This window comes from Kitasatospora sp. NPDC015121 (assembly GCF_055562955.1).
The window spans coordinates 75464-95896 of sequence record NZ_JBVHEH010000026.1 but is presented as its reverse complement, the minus strand read 5'-3'; the positions used below and the strand labels follow the sequence as shown (position 1 = coordinate 95896).

Genomic DNA, 20433 nt, shown 5'->3' with positions numbered 1-20433 from the left:
GTATCCAGTTGTCGCGGTTCAGGCTGCTGTGGGTGGGCTGTTCCCGCCGATCGGGTGCTGATACGGGTCGATCGACATCGGCGGATAGAACACCGACTTCCGATCCGGGCCAATCTCCACCCTCCACTCGGTGTGGTGCAGCGTCCGATGATGATGACCGCACAACAAGATCAGATTATCGAGATCCGTTGGGCCACCATCATTCCAATGAACAATATGGTGAGCATCGCACCACCCCGGGGGTGTTCCACACCCCGGAAACGCGCACCCACCATCACGCACCGCCAACGCCCGCCGCTGCGGAACCGTCGCTGTTCTCGCTTCCTTACCGCAGTCGAGCGGAACACCATTCTCATCCAACAAGATCCGGGTGATCGTGCAGTCGCAGGCCAGCATCCGGGCGGTGTCGATACTGATCGGGCCCACCCAATCCGTCCACGCGAACCCGAGTTCCTGAGTTGATGGCAGGAGGTCTTTCAGAGCTTTCAGGTCGGTCATGTCTTTCGCACTGGCGGTGATCGTGATGTGCGGTTTCACCCCGCCTTCGATCGGACCCAATCCCGCCCGCTCGTACCGGCGCAGTAGTTCGCAGAACCCGTCGGCCCGGCGTAATGCCGGCGTGCGGGTGTCCTTGACACCGTCCTTCTCCGGCGTTGGAGCGGACAGGCTCGACAACAACGTGATCAGACGCGCCCCGTTCACAGCATCCAGATCACCCTTCACCGACACGCGCCCGTACAAACCTTTCGACGCGTAGAACTCGTTACGCTCCGAATCCTCCCCGACCGGGACCCCGTCCTCACGTTTTCCGTACTGCTTCTCGATTCGGCGGATCGCCGCCCGCACCGCATCACAATCGGCAACGTTCTTCGACGCCAGGCCAAGCAGGATTCCGCGGGCCTTGTCCACATCCGCCGGCGTCATGTTCTTGGGCGGATGCTGACAGAACGACGCCACCTGACGGGCTTTCAACGCATCAACGTCACCACGATGAAACGCGTCGCCCACAACGGGTTCGAGCATCAACAACCGCGCCAACCCGACCAGCAGACTGCACTCACCGATCTCCAGATTCGTCGAACCATGCAACCACTGCGCGATCGCCCGAAAACCCTTCCCGCCGAGAACCTCACGGGAAAACATCTCCACGATCAACAACACCATCCGCGACTGCAACTCATGCCGGACACGCACCAGATCCAGAACCTCACCCTTGAGGCCCTCACCATCCAGCTGCCACGCATCCCGACTGTCCATGCAGCAATCATATTCGAACACAGTTTCGAATACAAGGGATAGGGAAACGAAACTAGCTGCTAATCAACAACTTTCGCATTCCAGGCGAAACGGGCAGGTTCTTGGGCCGCGGAGGTAGCCTCGACTCGGCCACCGATAAAGGGCCGGACAAGATCCAGCGGCAAGGGGAAGACAACAGTGGAGTTGTTCTCACTACCGATCTCGTGAAGCGTCTGCAGATAACGCAATTGCAGGGTGGTCGGATTGCGACTGATCACCTCGGCCGCCTCGGCGAGCTTGGCCGAAGCCTGAAATTCGGCGTCGGCGTTGATGATCTTGGCTCGCCGTTCACGTTCGGCCTCAGCCTGCCGGGCGATGGCGCGCTGCATGTTGGCTGGGATCTCGACGTCCTTGATCTCCACGGTGGTGACTTTGACTCCCCACGGCTCGGTCTGCTGGTCGATGACCTTCTGCAAGTCCTCGTTGAGGCGTTCACGTTCGGACAGCAGCGAGTCCAACTCGGCCTTACCGAGAATGGAGCGCAGTGTGGTCTGGGCGATCTGCGAGGTGGCGGCCAGAAAGTCCTCGACCTCGACTATCGAACGGTCGGCGTCGACGACCCGAAAGTATGTGACGGCGGTAACCTTCACCGGAACGTTGTCGCGGGTGATCACTTCCTGGACCGGTATTTTCAGCGTGACGGTTCGCAGACTGACCCGCTCCATGCGATCGATCGCCGGCACCAGAATGACCAGGCCAGGACCCTTCAAGGTGATCAGTCGACCGAGGCGGAACACCACCGCGCGCTCGTACTCACGCAGGACTCTCACCGACATACCCACAAGGACTGCAATCAGCACGACAAACACGGACAAGACGACAAGCACGGTGGTCATAGCGGCAGCTCCCACGGTTCACGACGGCGCACTTTCAGAGTCAGGCCTCGAACCTGCTCTACGACGACGGATTCACCCACGGCGGGAACAGAATCGTCGTACCCGAATTCCATTCGTGCACGCCATAATCCGCCGTCAAGCTCGACCTGACCCTGCGCACCAGCCCAGCTGCGAACGGTCGCGTCGGAGCCGACAAGAGATTCCGTCCCGGTACGCACGGGCGCGCGGCGCGCGGTGAGCGCTTTTCGGCTCGCAACCGCCACCACGCCCAGGCCGACCACCGCGACCCCCGCCGTCACCGGGATCGCGATCGATTGGCCGATACCGTCGGACGTGAAGAGCATCCAGACGCCCGCACCGATCATGAGTGCTCCGAGCGCACCGAGCACCCCCGCGGTTGGGGCATGCGCCTCGACCACGATCAACAGGACGCCCAGCAGCAGGGCAACGACACCGATCGTCGTCATCACTCGTCTCCACGCTCACGAGGACGCGGTCACGTCGCGTAGCCATTGTGCGATCGCGCCCTCGACTTCAACGGTAATCACGTTCGGCCGGATCTGCCACAAACGCTTCACGCCAGTTCAGAGAAGCACTTCACCGATCTGTCGCGCAGTCACCTTGGCAAGGTCGGCGAGGAACGGAATCCGTTCGTTGATCATCAGCTCGACCGGACCACGAAGCCCGAGAGCGTAACGCACAGAGCCTGATCCATCGATGATCGGAATTCCGATCGTTCGGAAATCCGGGGTCAACTCTTCGTCGTTGAATCCGTATCCTCGCTCGCGGGTCAACTCCAGTTCCCGGCGGATACCGGCAACATCGGTGATCGCGCGCTGGGTAGTCGCTTCACGTGGCAGCGCGGCGAGCTCGGAATCGTCGACATCGGACCAAGCCAGAAAGGCTTTCCCCAGGGCGCTCGCGTGCAAGGGAAGTCGAACACCCTGTAGCACATGTCCGTCGGCCTCGCGCCACCGACTGAACCCGAGCAACACCACCTCACTTCCGCTTCGCACTGCCAGGGAGGCGGATGCTCCTGTCGTCGCGGCCAATTGCTCCAAATAGGGCTCGGACAGATAGATCCGATGCTGCCGGTAGGAGACCTGTCCGTAAGCCGCCAGCGCCGCGCCGATGCGATACCGACTGGTTGCGTCGTCCTTCTCGAGGAACCCCGCGTCGACGAGCGACTGCAGCAATCGATGCGTGGTGCTGACCGCAAGCTCCTGTCGCCGCGCAACTTCCGAGACTCCCAGTTCTTCGCCACTGCGAAAACATGTGAGCAGGGTCAGGGCACGGGTTACCGTCTGAACTCCCGCGCCGCGTGCGTCCGTCACGAACGATCCTTTCGCTGTGGCCTGATCGACCTGAGAATCGGACGCTAACACGGACCCAGCAGTCCGGCCATCCTTTCCATCAGGCGGAAAGGAACTAGGCGAGGACCTACAAAAGCCCAGATGAACAGACTTCCGATGTTGTCAAGATTTCCAATCTCCAGAAAACAAACGGGGGTAAAACGGACACGCACCCAATAGCGTCATCGTCGTCAGTTCTGACGAATCAACGCCTGAAGGAGCCACATACATGTCCCGCTTCCGCCGACTGCCACGAGCTGCCGCTGCGCTCGCCCTGATCCCGCTGGCCGGGTTGGCGGTGGCGTGTGGCTCTTCCGATTCCGACAGCGCCGCAGGCAATTCCAGCGCCGACTTCACGCTCAAGGTCTTCGATCCCGGAAACTCCGGTGCCATCGCCGTCGGCAAGCGCGACGGAACCTACGACGAGGCGCTGGCACCGCTGGGCGCAAAGATCGAATGGGTCAAGACCACGCCGGGATTCAGCTCCAACCTCAAACTGTTCAACAGCGGTGAGCTCGACATCCAAACCGGCGCATACAGTCCCGTCGTCGGCGCACTGTCCAAGGACGTGGGTGTCCGCATCTTCGCCACGTCGGACCCCTACAACAAGGACCAGGCCGGCATCATCGCCACTCCGGAATCCGGCATCAAGACCGTCGCCGATCTGGCCGGCAAGCGCATCGCCGTCAACCCGGCAGGTAAGGGCGAGTACATCACGCTGAAGGCCCTGACACAGGCCGGAGTGCCGATCGATTCCGTCGAACGCGTTCCGCTGCAACAGGCAGACGCCGCGTCGGCGTTCTCCACCGGACAGGTCGACGCGTGGGCATCGTTCCTGATTCCGTACCAGGAGGCCAAGGCCAAGGGTGCGGTCGAGATCGCAACCGAGGCGAGCATCGACTCCGTGGACAGCACCATCATCGCCGGCCGCACCGCGATTCTCGAAGAGCATCCCGAGGTGGTCCAGAAGTTCCTCGAGGTCACCCAGGAACTCACCGCGAAGCAGCAGGCCGACCCGGCAGCGTTCGAGAACGTCTTCGAACAGACCGGTCCGCGCGCTCTCTCCGGACAGCGACTCGACGACGCGATCACCCTGGGCGGCCAGATCACCAACTTCCGCTACCCGACTGCAGCCGACGCTACCGACCTCGAATCCATCTCCACGCTGTTTGCCGAGAACAAGGTGATCCAGCAGCCGCTCAAGGGTAGTGACGTGATCTTCGACCTCCAGGGCGCTGTGGCAGGTTCAGCAGCGGCAGCGCCCACCACCGAGGGGAAGTGACCCGATGGTGACGCTGACCCGCCCCGCTCGAACGGCGCCGCAGTCAGTGGAGCATCCACAACTCGAAACGCCGCGCTACCGGCGCAATCGCACCCGACCTAAGTGGATTTCGATCCCCCTCCGCTTCCTGGTTCCGGCTCTGTTGGTCGCGGGATGGTGGATCGGGTCGGCTACCGGACTGATTCGAGAGGAGATCCTGGCCGGACCTCCCGCCGTGTGGACGGCCTTCGCCGAGCTGTACCAGTCGGGCCAGTTGGTCGACTTCGGTCTCGCGTCGCTTCAACGTGCTGCACTCGGTGTTTCGGTCGGCGTGATCGTCGGATTGGTGCTCGGGGTACTCTCCGGCCTCTCCTCGCTCGGCGAAGAACTGATCGACGGGGCCATGCAGATCAACCGCGCGGTTCCGTTCCTCGCGCTCGTTCCGCTGTTCATCGCCTGGTTCGGTATCGACGAAACCTTCAAGGTAGTGCTGATCGCGGTCGCTACCGTCGCCCCGATGTACGCGTACACCTACCTGGGAGTGCGCGGGGTCGATCGCAAGATGGTCGAAGCGGCACAAGGTTTCGGCCTGACGGGTTGGCGACTGGTGTTCGGAGCAATTCTTCCGACCGCCCTCCCCGGCGTTCTGATGGGGCTTCGGATCTGCCTCTCGCTGAGCATCACGGGATTGATCGCAGCCGAGCAGGTCGGCACCCGCGAGGGCATCGGATATCTGGTGACCCTGGCGCAGGAATACAACCGCACCGACTACATGGTTCTGTGCATCGTCATGTATGCGGCGCTGGGCCTGATTTTCGACGCCGTGGTCAGGTTGATCGAGCGGTACTCCATGCCGTGGCGGAGATTGTCGGTGGCACGATGACGAACACAGCCATCGGCTCGCTGCCATCCACCGAAGCACCTCTGCCGCCGTTGGCGACCCGTGAGCGGACCGGCACCACTGCGGCCGAGCGACGGGCCGGTTCACCAGTAGCGGTCTCACTGACCGGGGTGCGTAAGTCGTTCGGCGACAAGACCGTTCTGGGTGGCATCGACCTCGAGATCACTCGTGGCGAGTTCGTCGTCCTCCTCGGCCCCAGCGGAACGGGCAAGACGACACTGCTGCGCGTGCTCTCCGGACTGGAAGCACCGGACAGCGGTGAGGTGCTGGTCCCGCGCGACCGCACAGTCGTCTATCAAGAACCACGATTGATACCGTCCAAGCGAGTTCTCGCCAATGTCACAGTCGGACAGAAGCGCTCACGGCAGGTGACCGACAACGCACGCAACGCACTCTCCGAGGTCAACCTCGCGGACAAGCACCGTGCCTGGCCGGCCACGCTCTCCGGTGGTGAGGCCCAACGCGTCGCATTGGCTCGCGCCCTCGTTCGCGAACCTGAACTGCTGCTACTCGACGAACCCTTCGCCGCACTCGACGCCCTCACGCGACTCCAAATGCAGGACTTGGTAGGCGATCTGGTCGCCCGCCACCGTCCCGCGGTATTGCTGGTCACGCACGACGTCGACGAAGCCGTACGACTTGCCGACCGGGTACTCATTCTCGACAAGGGTGGGTTTGCCGTGGACGTCGACATTGATCTGCCACGCCCCCGCGACCGGAACGATCCCGAATCTTTGCGCTACCGAGCGAGCTTCCTGAAGGAACTCGGCGTCGGACGCACCTTCCCCGACGGACAGGACAGTCATGACATTGATCGCTGATTCCGCAATCGACACACTCTGGTACACCCGCTGCCCCGTTCCCACCGCCAGCGGCCTCGCGAACAGCCTCGGATGGCTCGACCGGACGGCAACCGAATCCGGAGTGCGATTCGGCGTACTACAAGATGCCGGACCGGAATTGGCAGTACGCCATTTCGACCACCATCTCTCCGGACTCATTCGCGAAGGTGGCAATGTCCCGGCACTGGCCGCGCGTGCCAGTGGTTCTCCGACGAGGCTCATCGGGCTCACCTGGATCGACGAGGCCCAGGCGATCCTGGTGCGTGGAGACTCCGACATCCGAGAAGCAGGCCTGCTGGCCGGCGCCCGGATCGGAATCCCGGCGTGGGCAGCCGATCAAGCCAGGAGCTTCCCCCGCGCCATGTCCTTGCACGGGTTCGCCTCCGCGCTTCGACTGGGCGAGTTGAGTTTTGCCGACGTCACCCTCGTCGAGGTTGCAACGACGGCAGCACCTGAGGTCAGCACCGCCTCCTCGACCCGCAACACGACGTGGGGTGTCGAATCCTTGCTGCGCGGCGACGTCGACGCCATCTACGTCAAGGGCGCCCGCGCCCAGGAAGTTGCCCGCGAACACGGCCTCGCCGTAGCTGTCGACCTCGATTCCACTGCATCCCTTCGTGATCGCGTCAACAACGGCACACCGCGTCCGATCACGGTTCATGCAGATCTCCTCGAACAACGCCCGGACGTCGTCGTGGGCTTCCTCGCCGAGAGTCTGCGGGCGGCAGACTGGGCGGCGGCCAACATAGACGAGGTTCGAGCCGTTCTGCAGACCGAAACGCAGTCGGGGCCCGAGGGTGTCGTGGCAGCGTACGGCGAGAATTTCCACACCGGACTGCATTTGAGCCTGTCGGACGAGCGTGTCGATCTGCTCGGCGTGCAGAAGCAGTTCCTCTATGCGCACGGCTTCCTCGCCGCCGACTTCGACCTGCAGTCCTGGGTGGCGCCCGAACCCCTCGAACAGGCACGCGCACTTGTCGCCGCTCAGAAAGACACACTCAAATGACCGAGGTCTACTGGGAGCTACCCTCGCGCGGCGACGGACGCCGGGCAGTGGCCGCACTGAACAGTCGAGGCGGATTCGGCGCACAACGCCCCACCACAATCGCGACCGATGTTCGCCCCGGAAACTTCGGGCCCTTCGACGAACTGGCGCAGATCGTTCTCGCCGCCGAACTGTCTGGCGTCGACGGCGTTGTCGCACCGTACGATCCGAATGGGGAAGAATCCTGGATCGTTGCCGCCGCCGCACTACGTCAGACGCGTCATTCGCGAGTGGTCGTGGAATTTCATCCCACTTTCGGCACTCCTGTCTACGCCGCCAAAATGTCCGCGACACTTCAGCGTCTGTCGGCAGGTCGTCTCGAGTGGCGAGTGAAGGTCGATACTGACGCCGAAGATGCCACCGCTCGCGGAGACGTGGTTCGAGGAGCCGACCGCTACGCGCGCGCCGCGGAGTTCCTGACCGTCGCCCGTGGCGTATGGAACGAGGAACAAATTCTGCCAGGCGGATTCGGTGGCACGGGTTACGACTTCGACGGCGAATACTACGACGTGCTCGGCGGCGGATTCCGAGGCATCTTGTCGGGACTCCCTTTTCCCCGAGTGCATCTGACCGGCGATTCTCCGGAAGCTCTGGAACTGTCCGCTCACCACGGCGACGTCCATCAGTTCACGCTCGCCGGTGACGAGCTCTCGACGCGGATCACGGCCCTCGACGACCGAGCGTCCGAACTCGGCAGGACTGTCGAGAAGGTGCTGCGCATCCCGATCATCGCGAGGGAGACAGCCGACGAAGCCTGGGCTCGCGTCGAACGGCAACTGAGAGAATCCGATTCCACTGCGTTCGAGATCGATCGGGGCGGCATCCTCTGGTCCGGATTCGACCGCATCGGCTACGAGCACAGCATCGGTCTTGTCGGAAGCTACGAGGAAGTGGCACAGCGACTCTCGTCGTATCGAGATCTCGGCGTGGACGGTTTCGTCCTGTCGGGTCGGCCACACATCGAAGAGCTGCACCGGGCGGGCGAGCATCTCCTGCACCTGGTCGATCCCGAGGGTCGGATCCGCAAGGAAGAGAAGGCCACCACAGAAGAGAAGGCCACCGCATGAGCATAGATTTCTACTGGCGGATCGGAATGGAGGGCGACCACGCGTCGCTTCGTACACCGCGTCGCTACAACCGCGGTGACGCCGGTGGATACGGGCCGGGCAACATCGCTCCCGCGATCCGGGGCGGCGAGTTGGACGGATACAGCTACATCGACCACATGGCCGCGGTGGCAAAGGCTTCCGAATCCGCCGGCTTCCTCGGTGGGCTGCTGCCGTCCTTCCCGATGACCGAGGATCCGTGGGCGACCGCCGCAGCGTTGGCCGCCGAGACCACCACGTACCGTTTCATGGTTGCGTTCCAACCGGGGTTCCTTCACCCGGTCCAGGCCGCGCGGATGTCGGCCAGTCTGCAGCGCGCAACCGGTGGACGTCTGGTCTACAACATCATCAGCGGCGGAGGTGGAGCGCCTCAGCTGTGGTGGGGCGACAAGGTCGACCACGACGATCGCTACACCAGGACATCCGAGTTCCTCGATGTCCTCAAGGGTGTGTGGGACGGTGAACCTTTCGACTTCGACGGTCGCTTCTTCCAGACCCACGGCGCCGCACTGCCACCCGGACTGGCCGGCCAACCGTTTCCCGAGGTGTACTTCTCCGGATCTTCGGCCGCAGCCGTCGCCGCCGCCGGACTGCACTCCGATTACTACCTTTCCTGGCTGGAGCCGTACGCCGATCTCAGAGCCAAGATCGACGGCGTGCGGGAGAACTCGGCCAAACTGGGACGCACGCCGAAATTCGCCGTACGCATCGACGTCGTAGCCCGGCACACCGAAGAAGCTGCGTGGGCCGAGATCGAGAAGGGGTGGGCTTTCGTCGACAAGGGCGCCGCCGACCGAGCAGCGCAGGGCGATTCGGTAGGAGCCGCCCGCATCAAAGGCTGGGTACCCGAACACATCACCGGCTACCGGGATCTGGAGGTGCAGCCCAACGTGTGGTGCGGTTTCAGCCTGATCCGCGGAGGCCCGGCGTTCGGACTGGTCGGCAGCTACGAGCAGGTCGCCGAAAGACTCGACGAGCTGCGCGAGCTGGGCGTCGACGCCTTCATCCTCGCCGGCAACCCGCATCTCGAAGAGGCATACCGCGTCGGCGAAGAAGTTCTTCCCCTCCTGCAGCGCACCCCGATCACACCTTCTGGACTGGAGACTCGATGACCACCACCGAAACTCGACTCGACGCCGATACTGCAGCATTCGTCGAGGAAGCGCGCAAAGTAGCAGACAAGGCATTCGACGTCTTCCGTAAGACCGGAACGGTTGCAGCCAACGGGACCGTCAACTTCGTCGAACGCGTGCCCGGTACCGAAATCGCAGTCGCCCTGAACGATCCGGGACCGTGGGCGGACGATCCGTCGGTGTCACCGGTGGTCGCCACCTTCGACGGAGAAGTGCTGTCCGGCAACGGATCGGCCGGTTTCGTCACCGGCTACGCGTCCGTCTTCCGTCAGCATCCGGAAATCACCAGCGTTGTCCACATCCACACTCCGTGGCTCGGCGGTTGGGCACAGACTCATCGGACGCTCCCCATCCGCTATGCGGCTTCGCAGAGGCTGACGCTCTCCCGAGAGATTCCGCCGCACATCGATCGGTCCCGTTCTGCCGGCGATTTCATTCTCGAGCGTCTCGAACACGATCCCGATCTGGTGGCGATCTTCGAAGCCAACGGCGGGGTCAACGTCATCGGCCGCAGCGGGTTGCTCGACCTCGCGAAGTTCGTCGTCCTCCTCGAGGAAGGCGCACAGTTCCAGGCGATCGCCGAATCCCTCGGCGGTTCGGTCGAATTCGATCCGTCCAACCTCGCCGTCCAGTGGGGCCGTAGCGGGCTCGCCGACGAGGCGCGCCGACGCGGCCTCATCTAGCCACCTCCATCACTGATTCAGAACAGGAAACCGTAGATCTCATGACCGTTCGCGTCGGATACTTCCCACACAACAATTCACTGTTCGTTCTGCGCCACACCGGAATCCTCGAACGTCGTCTCCCGGATGTCGAGTGGGTGGACCTGCGCGAGCTTCCCGCCAAGCCCGCAGTCAACCCGGAGAACGCCTTGCCGACCCTGCACTCGGACTGGCTGTTCGAGGAGGGCGGATACGACGTGATCGGAACCGGATTCACGCCGCCCGTCACCGGATTGGCTCAGGGCCGCGATCTCGTCTACATCGGAATTTCCGGCCCCCGCGTGGAGAACGGGCGCCTGGTAGTCAAAGCAGAGTCCGAGATCAACACGGTAGAGGACCTGCGCGGCAAGCGAGTCGGCATCGCGCACGGATCGTGGCAGACCACACTTCTGTTGTTCGCCTTGGATCAGGCGGGGCTGACCTGGTCCGACATCGTCCCCGTCGATACCGACGTGCGCGGTGGTGGAGCGGATCTCGTCGACGGCACCATCGATGCCTGGGTAGGTGCGTACCCGGGGCTGACGGACATCGAAGCGAACCACGAGCTGCGCACGCTGATCGCCACCGACGGGCTCTTCAGCCACCCCTCACTGTGGTTCACCCGGCGCGATTTCGCGGAGACCAATCCGGAGGCCCTTCAGGCGATCATCGAGGCTCTGCAGGAATCCGATGCGTGGATCGAAGCCAATCCCCGCGAAGCCGCGCAGATCTTCGTCGACGACGTCGAGAAGCGTGGTGGGTCCGCAAGCCTCGATGCCTGGGAAGCTGCACTGCGCGGACGTCCTTTCGGCGTCAACCCGGTCACCGACGAGTTCCTCGACGAGCAGCAGCGGGCGGCCGATCTCCTGCTGAGCAACGGACTACTGCCGAAGGCGGTCACCGTCCGCGAAGCAGTCGTGCCGTGGATCAGCGAGTTCGTCGGTTCGGATCGTTCGTCGATCTGATGACCCACAGCTGACAGATCAGCTTCACACGTGACAGATACCGGACGGTCTGCCATTGTGAAGAGATGCGGCGGCGCGTGGGTGAGAGTTGGTCCACGCGACCAGTCTCAGGGGTAACCCCTGGGTCGGCCAGAAGAATTGGATACTGCGTCCACCGGCGCTCGGCACGCTCCGCGTGCTTGCCGCCGCTCCGGACAAAGGATTTGGTCACCCCACGCCGCCGCATCTCGGGCTCGATCCATGCGTGACTTCGAGCTCGATCCCGAGTTGGCGCGGCGTCTGGCAGTTGCGGCCGCTGACGCTCCATGGACACTCGGTGGACTCGAGGAGGCGTTCGGAACAGTCCACGGTGTGTCGGCGACATCGCTGGCCGTCCGGGTGCTCGATCTCATGCCCGCTCCACCGTTCGAACCTCAGACTCTGTACCGATTGCTACGCGAACTGCCGCGGCTTCGACCCGTCCCGGTCTCGATGGACACCAACGAATCCTCGGTGTGGCGGTTCGACGTCCCGCGCTACAACACCAGTGCGGACCTGGCGCGTTCACTGGATCTGACGATCTCCGAACTCGAGTGGTTCTCCGACCGTGGGGAGTGGCTGCGCACGAAACCATTGCAACTGCGCCACTACCGGCCGATGCAGATCAGCAAGAAGGCCGGGGCTCGCCTCCTCGAGATACCCAAACCCCGGTTGCGGGAAATCCAACGCAAAATTCTGCGCCGCATCCTCGACCAGGTGCCCGCGCACGACGCAGCTCATGGGTTTGTTCGCGGACGAAGTCCACTGACTTTTGCAGCGCCGCATGCACAGTCGGAAATCGTGATCGGCGTGGATCTCATGCAATTCTTCCCGTCGATCACCGGAAACCGTGTTCACGCGGTCTTCGCCGCTCTCGGTTACCCACCCGCCGTGGCAGGAGTGCTCACCGGATTGTGCACTGTTGCAACACCTGCCGATACTCTGCGCGGTCTACCTTATGCACAGGCATCACAGCTACGCACCGCGCATCTGCCACAAGGCGCGCCCACTTCGCCGGCACTGGCGAATCTCGTCGCGCGCACATTCGACATCCGCTCGAGCGCACTCGCACAGGCGAACTGGCTCACCTACACCCGATACGCCGACGACCTCGCCTTCTCCGGAATCGAAATAGCCGACGTCAGCACCCTCCTCTGGACGATCAAGCAGATCGCCCAGGACGAAGGGTTTGCCGTACATCCGCGAAAGACCAAGGTGATGCGCCCTCATCGACGCCAACACCTCACCGGGCTGGTGATCAACGACCAACCGTCGTATCCGCGTGACGACTACGATCGCCTGCGCGCTCTGCTGCACAATGCCGCCAATACTTCTGCGCAGGAACAGAATCGAGCGGGAATCGAGCACTTCCGCGCCCATATCTACGGCCGGATCGCGCACATCGGCGAAACCAGCACTACGCGCCGACGCACATTGCTGCGCCTGGCTGAACGTGTGGACTGGGACGACTAGTGCCCGCGAGCAGTCAGACCCTCGGGGTGTACGCCATGCATTCGACTTCCATGTGCGCACCCAGCGCCAGTCCGTCTGTTCCGAACGCACTGCGGGCCGGCAGTCTCGACGCCGGGAAGTACTCGAGATAGACCTTGTTGAACTCCTGCCAGCGTGACATGTCGTCAAGCATGACAGTGCATTTGAAGATCGCTTCGACACCGGAACCGTAGGCGATCAGCGAAGCCACGATGTTCTCCATGGTCTGGCGGGCTTGCGCTTCGAAGCCGTCGGCCAAGGTTCCGTCGGGAAGCATGCCGATCTGACCCGACAGATACAGGACGTCTCCGACGCGAACTCCGGTGGAGAACGGTGTATCGAAAGCGGGTGGGATGAACTCGACGATCTGAGATGAATCCATTAGATCTCCTCGGAAGTGGAATATGCGTGACGAGTAGCGCTTCAGAGCACTGGACGGGCGCGCACATCGGCCAGGAAGTGCGCCACCAACTCGTTCCACGCGTGTGGGTCCTCGAAGTAGGGGGAGTGGCCGCGGTCGGCAAGTTCGACGACTTCTGCGTGAGGCAGGAATTCGGCGGCGCTGCGAATCCGATCGGGTGTCATCAGATCGTCCAGCTCGCCCGCGATCAACAGAACCGGTGCCGCCACCGCGGCAAGCTCTTCCGGCGAGTAGTTGTGGGCCTTGAGAATTCGGAAGAACTCGGTGTCCGGTGGCCGATGACCGAAGGTGCCGAGGGCTTGGTACAGGTATGCCCTCGCCATGTCCAAGCTCGGCAACCGTCCGCCCACAGCGGGATGTTCCCCCAGGGGCCGCGCGGTGACGGGCGCCGCGGTGAGGGGCGGTGCACTGTCCGGACCGAAGCCGACGGGAATGCCGCCGGTCGTGCAGGCCAGGACTACCGACTCCACTCTGTCCGGAACAGCGATCGCGGTTCCCAACGCGGCCCAACCGCCCATCGACTGGCCGACCACATGCGCTCGATCGACGTCCAGCAGGTCCATGATTTCGATCAGATCCGAGACAGCGGCTACCGGGCCGTGGTTGCCGTTCTCGTTGGTAGACCGGCCGAATCCTCGCTGATCCCAGCTGATTACCCGATAATGCTGAGCGAAGTACGGTACCTGTTGGTACCAGACCGCGGCATTGCCGCCGAGACCGTGCGTGAGAATCAGATCCGGGCCCTCGCCGGCAGTCTCGTACCAGACCCGTTCGCCGTCTGCGACGGTGATGAAGCCCTCGGTCCGTGGAATCATCCTTCTTCTCCTGCGTCGGACGGGCGCTTGCCCGAAGTGTGGTCAGTAAGGAGTTGCTGCACTTCATCGGTCGCCCGCAGCAGGTGTTCTTCGACCATCCGTGTCGTTTTCGCGTCGAAGTCGGTGTCGAAACCGATCACCGTCAACGCGCAGAGGGGAGAGCCCTTGCGAGAGGACACTGCCCGCGAGACCGAACCGATGATGTCCTGAGATCGTTTGTGGACGACCGCGAATCCGGTTTTCTGCGTCTCGGCGATGTCGGCGAGGAACCCGGTGGGGCCTTCGAGTGGATAGCCACTCTTTTCCACCATTGCCAGGTAAGGCGCCCGGGTATTGTCCTCGAGTGCCGCCACCAACGCGAGCGGTCCCGCGAACCGGTGCGGCGGAAGTAGATCCCCGAGCATCCGAGTGATCATCTTGAGTCGCTCGGGACGCAGCGCCGCGATGATCCGAGTCCCGCCACTCTCGAGAACCTGCAGATTCACCATCATGTCCGTGCTCTCGGACAGCACCCGCATGGTCGGATCGCACAAGGCCGCCAACGAATGCGCTGCCGCTTCGTGAGAAACCTGCAGTGCAGCCGGGCCGGGGAGATAGCGACCGTCGTAGCGGAAGACCCAACCACGGTTCGCGAGTTCGCCAAGTACTCGGTGCGCAGTCGGGCGGAGCATCCCGACTTCTTCTGCCAGCTCACTGAGCTTCATCGGCGTGGTCGAGCGCGCGATGGCCTCGAGTAGATCCAGCGCTTTGTCGACGGCGGACGCAGAACCCTTCGTCATCCGATCCCCTCCCGGTGCCGTGTGAGTACCCGGCGATCCGAAATCTCGTGTTCTTGGAAAACCCTTGGCATTCGCCTAGGAAATTACTATAGTCACAACAATCGTTCCGGCGTACGGAATTCTTTGAGCGTCTTCACCTTCCCACCGGATTACCGGCAAGGAAGTCCTATCTTTCCCAGCGAGAGGCTTTCGGACATGACGGTTGGACATACCCTTCGGTCGACACCACGGTTCAGAGTTGTTGCCCTGGCAGCGGTCGCGACGGCTGCTTTGGCACTGACCGGCTGTTCGAGCGACGCCACGGCCTCCGACGACGGGGGCACCCAGACCACCACGATTCGTATCGCACCTCAACCGATCGCGGACTTCGCACCGATCTGGCTGGGTATGGAGCAAGGATTCTTCACCGCTGAGGGACTCGACATTCAGCTCGTCGAGGGCGGGGCCAGCTCCTCGGCTCAGATTCCGTTGCTGCTCAGTGGAAATGCAGATATGGCAGCCACGACTGCCGCTGCCGCAATTCAGGCACGCAGCCAGAACATGCCCGTCACCATCGTCGGAGGGCTCACGAATTTTGCCGCGAATGACGATGTCGACCAATCCGGTCTCGTTGTCGCCAAGGACAGTTCCATCAGTGGATTCCGTGACCTCGAAGGCAAAACCGTTGCGATCAGCGGTTTGAAGTCTGTCAGCGAGGCGGTCATCTCTGCCGCGGTGGAGAAATCCGGCGGAGCAGCCGACAAGGTCTCGTTCATCCAAGCGCCCATGCCCAACCTCGGTGACCTCGTTTCCACTGGCGGAGCCGATGCAGCATTCCTCATCGATCCGTTCCTGAGCAAGGCAACCGACTCCGGGCTGAAGATCCTCGGCCACCCCTTCCCCCTGGCCGCACCCGGCGTGCCAGGAACCTCGCTGGTCGCTTCGGAATCGTTTGTCAATGCGAACCCCGACTCTCTCGCTAAATTCCGTACGGCGCTTGCCAAATCGGTCGACTACGCCAATCAGAATCCGGGCGCGGTCAAGGCTGCACTCTCGACACAAGCCAAGATTCCGCTCGAAATGCTGGCCAACAGCAAGAATCCTCAGTTCGTCGCAGTAGTGGAACCGGGCACTCTCGGGGCGGAGATCGAACTGTTGGTCAAGTACGGGGTTCTGACGGAGTCGGTCGATACCGAATCCTTGCAGACCCCGGCCAACTGAGTTGTCCGCCTTGACAACCCCGAAAACACGCCGCAGGCAGGTACTGCTCGGACGGCTGCTGACGCTCTTCGCGCTGGCAGCCGCCTGGCAGGTCTTCGGAATGCTGGGCGACGAGAATGTCAAGGGTGTTCCGAAGTTCAGTGACGTGGCAGTGGCGTTCGTCGACGAACTCGGTACCTCTTCGCTGTGGACGTCATTGGGACAGACGTTGACCACAACCGCCATCGGCTTGGCGCTGTGTCTGGTGATCGGAATCCCGGCAGGACTGCTGCTCGCCGCGCACCCGTTCCTGACAGTCTCTTCGCGCTTCGTCATCGACTTCTGCCGGACCGTTCCGCCGCTCGCGATCATTCCCCTCTTTCTGTTGATCATGGGCCCGACGCAACGTATGGCGGTTGCGCTGATCGTGGCGGTGAGCGTGTGGCCGATTCTGCTCCAGACCATCCACGGAGTACGCAATGTCGATCCGGAACTACTGGCCACCGCACGATCCTTCCGACTTCCACTGTGGCGCAGACTCGCTCTCGTCGTCGCGCCCGCGTCGATGCCCTACATCTTCACGGGAATTCGTATCTCGGCAACACTGAGTTTGCTACTGACCATCGGTGCCGAACTGATCGCCGGGGTTCCCGGACTCGGCAAGGAAATCCTGCTGAGCCAATCCGTCCCCGACCGAATGTTTGCACTCATCGTCGTCGCCGGAGTGCTCGGCATGCTACTCGCGTTCGCTGTGATGGCAATCGAGAATCGTTTACTTGCTTGGCATTACATCCCGAGGAGGATGACGACGTGAAGATGATGTCCGGGATTCGACTCCTCGCGTGGGAGTTGTGGCTGCCGATCTTGATCGTCGTCGTGTGGTACTTCGGATCCGCGTCGAGTAAGTCGCCGTACTTTCCGCCGTTGTCACGAATCTGGAAAGCATTTGTGGACAACTGGTTCGGTGCAGGCTTTACTCGAGATGTCGTACCCAGCCTGACCAATCTTGCCTTCGGCCTCACCGTGGCGCTGGTGCTCGGCATCGGGGCGGGTCTGCTTCTTGCTCTGTTCCCACTGGCTGCCGAGATCGCTGATCCGTTCCTCCAGTTCTTCCGCGCCATACCCGCACTCGCTGTCCTGCCGGCCCTGTTCATCGTCTTCGGTACTGGTTCCTCGGGCAACGTCGCCGCCATCGCTTTCGGCGCGGTCTGGCCGATACTCCTCAACACCCTCGACGGCATTCGCTCCATCGACCCGAGTATCCGCTTGGTGGCGCGCAGCTATCGCATCCGTACACCCCTGCTGGTCACGCAGGTACTCCTCCCCGGAGCGATGCCTCAGATAACGGTCGGCATCCGTACCAGTCTCGCGATCGGCGTCGTCATCATGGTCGGCAGCGAAATGTACGTCTCCACTGCAGGAATCGGCCACTTCGTGATCGTCGCGCAACAGACCTTTGCCATCGCAGACATGTGGTCCGGAATCCTCCTGCTCGGAATCATCGGGTACGTGCTCAACGTCGGCTATGGCGTGATCGAACGATGGTTGCTCAGATGGCAGCCTCGGACCCACGGCGCACTCGCAGTGAAAGGAAACTGATGTCATCCACAGAATCTGCGGCATCCACCCCCGCAGTCGAACTGAACGGCCTCGGGGTGACCTACGGCGGACCTACCGGCCGCGAAGTGCTTCGCGGGATCGATCTCTCGGTTGCACCCGGAGAAATCGTCTGCATCGTCGGACATTCCGGTATCGGCAAAAGCACCCTGATTCGGTGCATCGCCGGTTTGCAGAAGCCGACCACGGGTGAGGTCCGCATCGCCGGGATCGCGATCGACGCTCCGCCCGCCACTCTTGCGCTCGTGTCACAGGATTACGGACGCACACTGATGCCCTGGCTTCGAGTGGGCGAGAACGTTCGCCTGCCGCTGCGGGGCAACGGCCTGGCACGCAGGGTTCAGAACGAGAGGGTAACCGAGGCGCTCGCCGTCGTCGGTCTGGAAGGAGCTGCGCGTTCCTACCCCTGGCAGTTGTCCGGCGGAATGCAGCAGCGGGTAGCGATCGCCCGCGCCCTCGCCTATCGGCCGCAGGTTCTACTCATGGACGAACCCTTTGCATCGGTCGACGCCCAGACCCGCGCGGAACTCGAGGACCTGCTGCTGACGCTTCAACGTGATCTTGGCATCACCGTCCTCCTCGTCACCCACGACGTCGACGAATCGGTGTACCTGTCCGATCGAGTGGTCGTCCTCGGCGGAACGCCGGCGTTGATGCAGGACATCGTCGACGTTCCGTTGATCGGTGCTCGGGACCAACTGACCACCAAGGCGGACCCACTGTTCATCGAGTGTCGTACCAGGGTTCTGTCCGCGATCCAGCAGTCGAAGGTGGTGGCGCCCGTGTAGTGGGCGCCTCGCTTAGGCTGGCTCCGTGATCCTTCTCCTCATCGGCCTCGCGCTGCTCGGATTCTGCGGCTACCGGTTCAGGCAGGATCGGCGGAGGCTGAGCAACGGCGTCTATCTACTTCTCGGACTGATCTTCACCGGTCTGTGGATGCTGCAGTCGGGTGCGCCGGGAACCGAGGTTCCGTCGTTTGTCATCGCGACGATCGCTCTGCTCTCACCGTTGCTGGTGCTCCTGCTCGCGGGATTCCTGATCGTCAACGGGGTCACGATGCTGCGACGCGAGGGATTCAGCGTCGCGAATCTGCTCTCACTCGTCGCGGGTCTCGGACTGCTCGTTCCCTACGTGTTGCTCGCATCTGCGTTGCTGACGCAGAGGTACTGGCTCGCAGTCGTTCTCGGATCGTTCAGTCTGGTCGCGTCGTACCTGGGGTTTCTGTTCACGAGCTTTCTGCTCTACTCCTACGTCTACGGACGCCAGAAGTACCAGCCCGGGATGGACGCGATAGTGGTGCACGGCGCCGGACTTTCGGGTGCCGACGTGACGCCCCTGCTGGCCAGCCGTCTGGACAAGGCGGCGGACGTCTTTCGCGCCGAGGTGGCCGAAGGACGTTCGCCGTTGTTGGTCGTCAGCGGCGGGAAGGGATCGGACGAGGTGGTCAGCGAGGCCGAGGCAATGTGCGTCTACCTCGTCGATCACGGGATACCGCGTGAGAACGTGATGCTCGAGGACCGCTCGACCACCACGCTCGAGAACCTCGAGTACACCAGGGACCTTCTCCGTGCCAACACCACGAAGCCTCGAATGGTTCTGGTCACCAGCAACTTCCACATACTGCGAACCGCGACGTTTGCCCGGAGCCTCGATCTGGACGCGGAAGTCATCGGTTCCCACACCGCCCGGTACTACCTGCCGAGCGCGACCTTGCGCGAGTTCGCCGCCGTCACGGTGGAGCACAAGTGGCTCAACGGAACGGTCTGCCTGATCCTGGCCGCCCTGCCACCGCTGGTGGTCTGGGCGGCAGGAGGTATTGCGTAGCAAGCATCACCGAATCAGGCTCTCGACGCCCATCGGTCGGCGACCCAAAAGCAGTTCGACAGCAGCACTGCCCGCAAGGAAGTCGTGGTGGTTGTAGAACTCGAACATCGCAGCCAATCGTGAACTGGCGTTGACATCCAGACCAGTGCCGATCTGTTCGCGCCACCGATCCACGCTGATCTGATCTATCGCGACGGTACGTGACGTCTGCTTTTCCACCATCTGTGCCACCTCCATGACACTGAGCGATTCCGGGCCGCCCACTTCGTACGTCGCTCCGTGATGCTCGCCCGGACCCTCGCTCAGAACAACCGCGGCCACGGCCGCCACATCTGACAAACTCACGAACGAGAACTTCGTTTCCGCGCTGTACGGCAGGACGATGGTGTCGGATCGACCCGTGAGTACCGCTTCGAAATTCTGCGCGTACGCACACGGCTGCAGCACAGTCCATTTCAAGGGCGAACGATGCAGTTCGTCCTCGCACCTGGCTTTGTCCAGGTGATGCGGCATGGACGGGCTGAACGGCCACGCCACGGAATGATAGACAAAGTGTTCCACTCCCGCCGACGCCGCTGCCGTCAGCGCATTGCGAAGCAGTGCGGGCTCGTCGGGATGGACGTTCGGGGCGATGAAGTACACCCCTCTGCACCCCGCAAGTGCCTTGCGCAACCCACTACCCGTTTCGAGTTCTACCTCGTAGTCGCCCTCGACTCGTGCCTTTCGCACCAGTCGCCGCACCGTCACGCTCGGCGGCAGTGCAGCGACGAGGGCCTCACCGGTCTTACCCGCGGCGCCGATCACCGCGATGTCGGCGCCGCGAGCAATTCCGTTCTCCATGAGAGTTTTCC

The 20433-nt window shown here is 62.6% G+C and carries 22 protein-coding genes; 14 read left to right on the top strand and 8 right to left on the bottom strand.

Going from position 1 to position 20433, the window contains the following annotated elements; all coding sequences use genetic code 11:
• Positions 1-18 precede the first annotated feature (18 nt).
• From ACZ3J7_RS31680 to ACZ3J7_RS31665, 4 genes are all read right to left on the bottom strand, one after another.
• Complete coding sequence (locus ACZ3J7_RS31680; protein ID WP_298772634.1) at positions 19-1257, bottom strand: HNH endonuclease signature motif containing protein; 1239 nt, start codon at positions 1255-1257, stop codon at positions 19-21.
• Between the two features lie 59 nt (positions 1258-1316).
• Entirely contained in the window at positions 1317-2132 is an 816-nt protein-coding gene (locus ACZ3J7_RS31675; RefSeq protein WP_298772632.1) for a slipin family protein, read from the bottom strand.
• Entirely contained in the window at positions 2129-2599 is a 471-nt protein-coding gene (locus ACZ3J7_RS31670) for an NfeD family protein (RefSeq protein WP_124567276.1), read from the bottom strand. The genes ACZ3J7_RS31675 and ACZ3J7_RS31670 overlap by 4 nt, the downstream gene beginning before the upstream one ends.
• A gap of 117 nt (positions 2600-2716) precedes the next feature.
• On the bottom strand, positions 2717-3466 hold the full coding sequence (locus ACZ3J7_RS31665) for an IclR family transcriptional regulator (RefSeq protein ID WP_298772630.1): 750 nt from the start codon (positions 3464-3466) through the stop codon (positions 2717-2719).
• A gap of 247 nt (positions 3467-3713) precedes the next feature.
• Between ACZ3J7_RS31665 and ACZ3J7_RS31660 the strand changes: the two genes are divergently transcribed.
• The 9 genes from ACZ3J7_RS31660 to ACZ3J7_RS31620 all read left to right on the top strand — a co-directional run bounded on the left by ACZ3J7_RS31660 (position 3714) and on the right by ACZ3J7_RS31620 (position 12929).
• Positions 3714-4766: an NrtA/SsuA/CpmA family ABC transporter substrate-binding protein gene (locus ACZ3J7_RS31660; RefSeq protein ID WP_298772628.1), complete on the top strand. Its 1053-nt coding sequence runs from the start codon at positions 3714-3716 to the stop codon at positions 4764-4766.
• 4 nt (positions 4767-4770) lie between these two features.
• Complete coding sequence (locus ACZ3J7_RS31655; RefSeq protein ID WP_095971660.1) at positions 4771-5628, top strand: ABC transporter permease; 858 nt, start codon at positions 4771-4773, stop codon at positions 5626-5628.
• The gene (locus ACZ3J7_RS31650; protein ID WP_095971774.1) at positions 5625-6467 is read left to right on the top strand and encodes an ABC transporter ATP-binding protein; all 843 of its coding nucleotides are present in this window, start codon (positions 5625-5627) and stop codon (positions 6465-6467) included. Before ACZ3J7_RS31655 ends, ACZ3J7_RS31650 begins: the two co-directional genes overlap by 4 nt.
• Positions 6451-7494, top strand: a complete 1044-nt coding sequence (locus tag ACZ3J7_RS31645; RefSeq protein ID WP_298772625.1) for an ABC transporter substrate-binding protein — start codon at positions 6451-6453, stop codon at positions 7492-7494. The genes ACZ3J7_RS31650 and ACZ3J7_RS31645 overlap by 17 nt, the downstream gene beginning before the upstream one ends.
• Positions 7491-8600, top strand: coding sequence for an LLM class flavin-dependent oxidoreductase (locus tag ACZ3J7_RS31640; protein ID WP_298772624.1), 1110 nt, complete (start codon positions 7491-7493; stop codon positions 8598-8600). The genes ACZ3J7_RS31645 and ACZ3J7_RS31640 overlap by 4 nt, the downstream gene beginning before the upstream one ends.
• Positions 8597-9751 carry an LLM class flavin-dependent oxidoreductase gene (locus tag ACZ3J7_RS31635; RefSeq protein WP_003946051.1) on the top strand — a complete coding sequence of 385 codons (1155 nt, stop codon included), beginning with the start codon at positions 8597-8599 and terminating at the stop codon, positions 9749-9751. Before ACZ3J7_RS31640 ends, ACZ3J7_RS31635 begins: the two co-directional genes overlap by 4 nt.
• Entirely contained in the window at positions 9748-10455 is a 708-nt protein-coding gene (locus tag ACZ3J7_RS31630) for a class II aldolase/adducin family protein (protein WP_095971657.1), read from the top strand. Before ACZ3J7_RS31635 ends, ACZ3J7_RS31630 begins: the two co-directional genes overlap by 4 nt.
• A 41-nt stretch (positions 10456-10496) precedes the next feature.
• On the top strand, positions 10497-11438 hold the full coding sequence (locus ACZ3J7_RS31625) for an ABC transporter substrate-binding protein (RefSeq protein ID WP_124567282.1): 942 nt from the start codon (positions 10497-10499) through the stop codon (positions 11436-11438).
• Positions 11439-11678: 240 nt separating this feature from the next.
• On the top strand, positions 11679-12929 hold the full coding sequence (locus ACZ3J7_RS31620; RefSeq protein ID WP_298772608.1) for a reverse transcriptase family protein: 1251 nt from the start codon (positions 11679-11681) through the stop codon (positions 12927-12929).
• A 13-nt stretch (positions 12930-12942) separates the two neighbouring features.
• Here ACZ3J7_RS31620 and ACZ3J7_RS31615 read toward each other — a convergent pair whose 3' ends face one another.
• From ACZ3J7_RS31615 to ACZ3J7_RS31605, 3 genes are read right to left on the bottom strand one after another with little or no spacing between them, the layout of a single operon-like run.
• Positions 12943-13329, bottom strand: coding sequence for a RidA family protein (locus ACZ3J7_RS31615; RefSeq protein WP_296555205.1), 387 nt, complete (start codon positions 13327-13329; stop codon positions 12943-12945).
• A 41-nt stretch (positions 13330-13370) separates the two neighbouring features.
• A complete protein-coding gene (locus tag ACZ3J7_RS31610) occupies positions 13371-14183 on the bottom strand; it encodes an alpha/beta fold hydrolase (protein ID WP_095971654.1) in 813 nt (270 codons plus the stop codon).
• Positions 14180-14962: an IclR family transcriptional regulator gene (locus ACZ3J7_RS31605; protein WP_095971653.1), complete on the bottom strand. Its 783-nt coding sequence runs from the start codon at positions 14960-14962 to the stop codon at positions 14180-14182. Before ACZ3J7_RS31605 ends, ACZ3J7_RS31610 begins: the two co-directional genes overlap by 4 nt.
• 195 nt (positions 14963-15157) lie before the next feature.
• On the opposite strand from ACZ3J7_RS31605, the gene ACZ3J7_RS31600 reads away from it, so the two are divergent.
• Genes ACZ3J7_RS31600 through ACZ3J7_RS31580 form a run of 5 tightly spaced genes read left to right on the top strand, consistent with a single transcriptional unit; the run spans position 15158 to position 19582 of the window.
• Positions 15158-16162 carry an ABC transporter substrate-binding protein gene (locus tag ACZ3J7_RS31600; protein WP_298772603.1) on the top strand — a complete coding sequence of 335 codons (1005 nt, stop codon included), beginning with the start codon at positions 15158-15160 and terminating at the stop codon, positions 16160-16162.
• Between the two features lie 10 nt (positions 16163-16172).
• A complete protein-coding gene (locus ACZ3J7_RS31595) occupies positions 16173-16955 on the top strand; it encodes an ABC transporter permease (protein ID WP_200313044.1) in 783 nt (260 codons plus the stop codon).
• A gap of 2 nt (positions 16956-16957) precedes the next feature.
• Positions 16958-17740 carry an ABC transporter permease gene (locus ACZ3J7_RS31590; protein ID WP_260395442.1) on the top strand — a complete coding sequence of 261 codons (783 nt, stop codon included), beginning with the start codon at positions 16958-16960 and terminating at the stop codon, positions 17738-17740.
• Positions 17740-18546, top strand: coding sequence for an ABC transporter ATP-binding protein (locus ACZ3J7_RS31585; protein ID WP_298772594.1), 807 nt, complete (start codon positions 17740-17742; stop codon positions 18544-18546). The genes ACZ3J7_RS31590 and ACZ3J7_RS31585 overlap by 1 nt, the downstream gene beginning before the upstream one ends.
• A 25-nt stretch (positions 18547-18571) precedes the next feature.
• Entirely contained in the window at positions 18572-19582 is a 1011-nt protein-coding gene (locus ACZ3J7_RS31580; protein ID WP_095971648.1) for a YdcF family protein, read from the top strand.
• A gap of 6 nt (positions 19583-19588) precedes the next feature.
• Here the strand turns inward: ACZ3J7_RS31580 and ACZ3J7_RS31575 are convergent, their stop codons facing one another.
• A complete protein-coding gene (locus ACZ3J7_RS31575) occupies positions 19589-20422 on the bottom strand; it encodes an NmrA family NAD(P)-binding protein (protein WP_298772592.1) in 834 nt (277 codons plus the stop codon).
• Positions 20423-20433 lie beyond the last annotated feature (11 nt).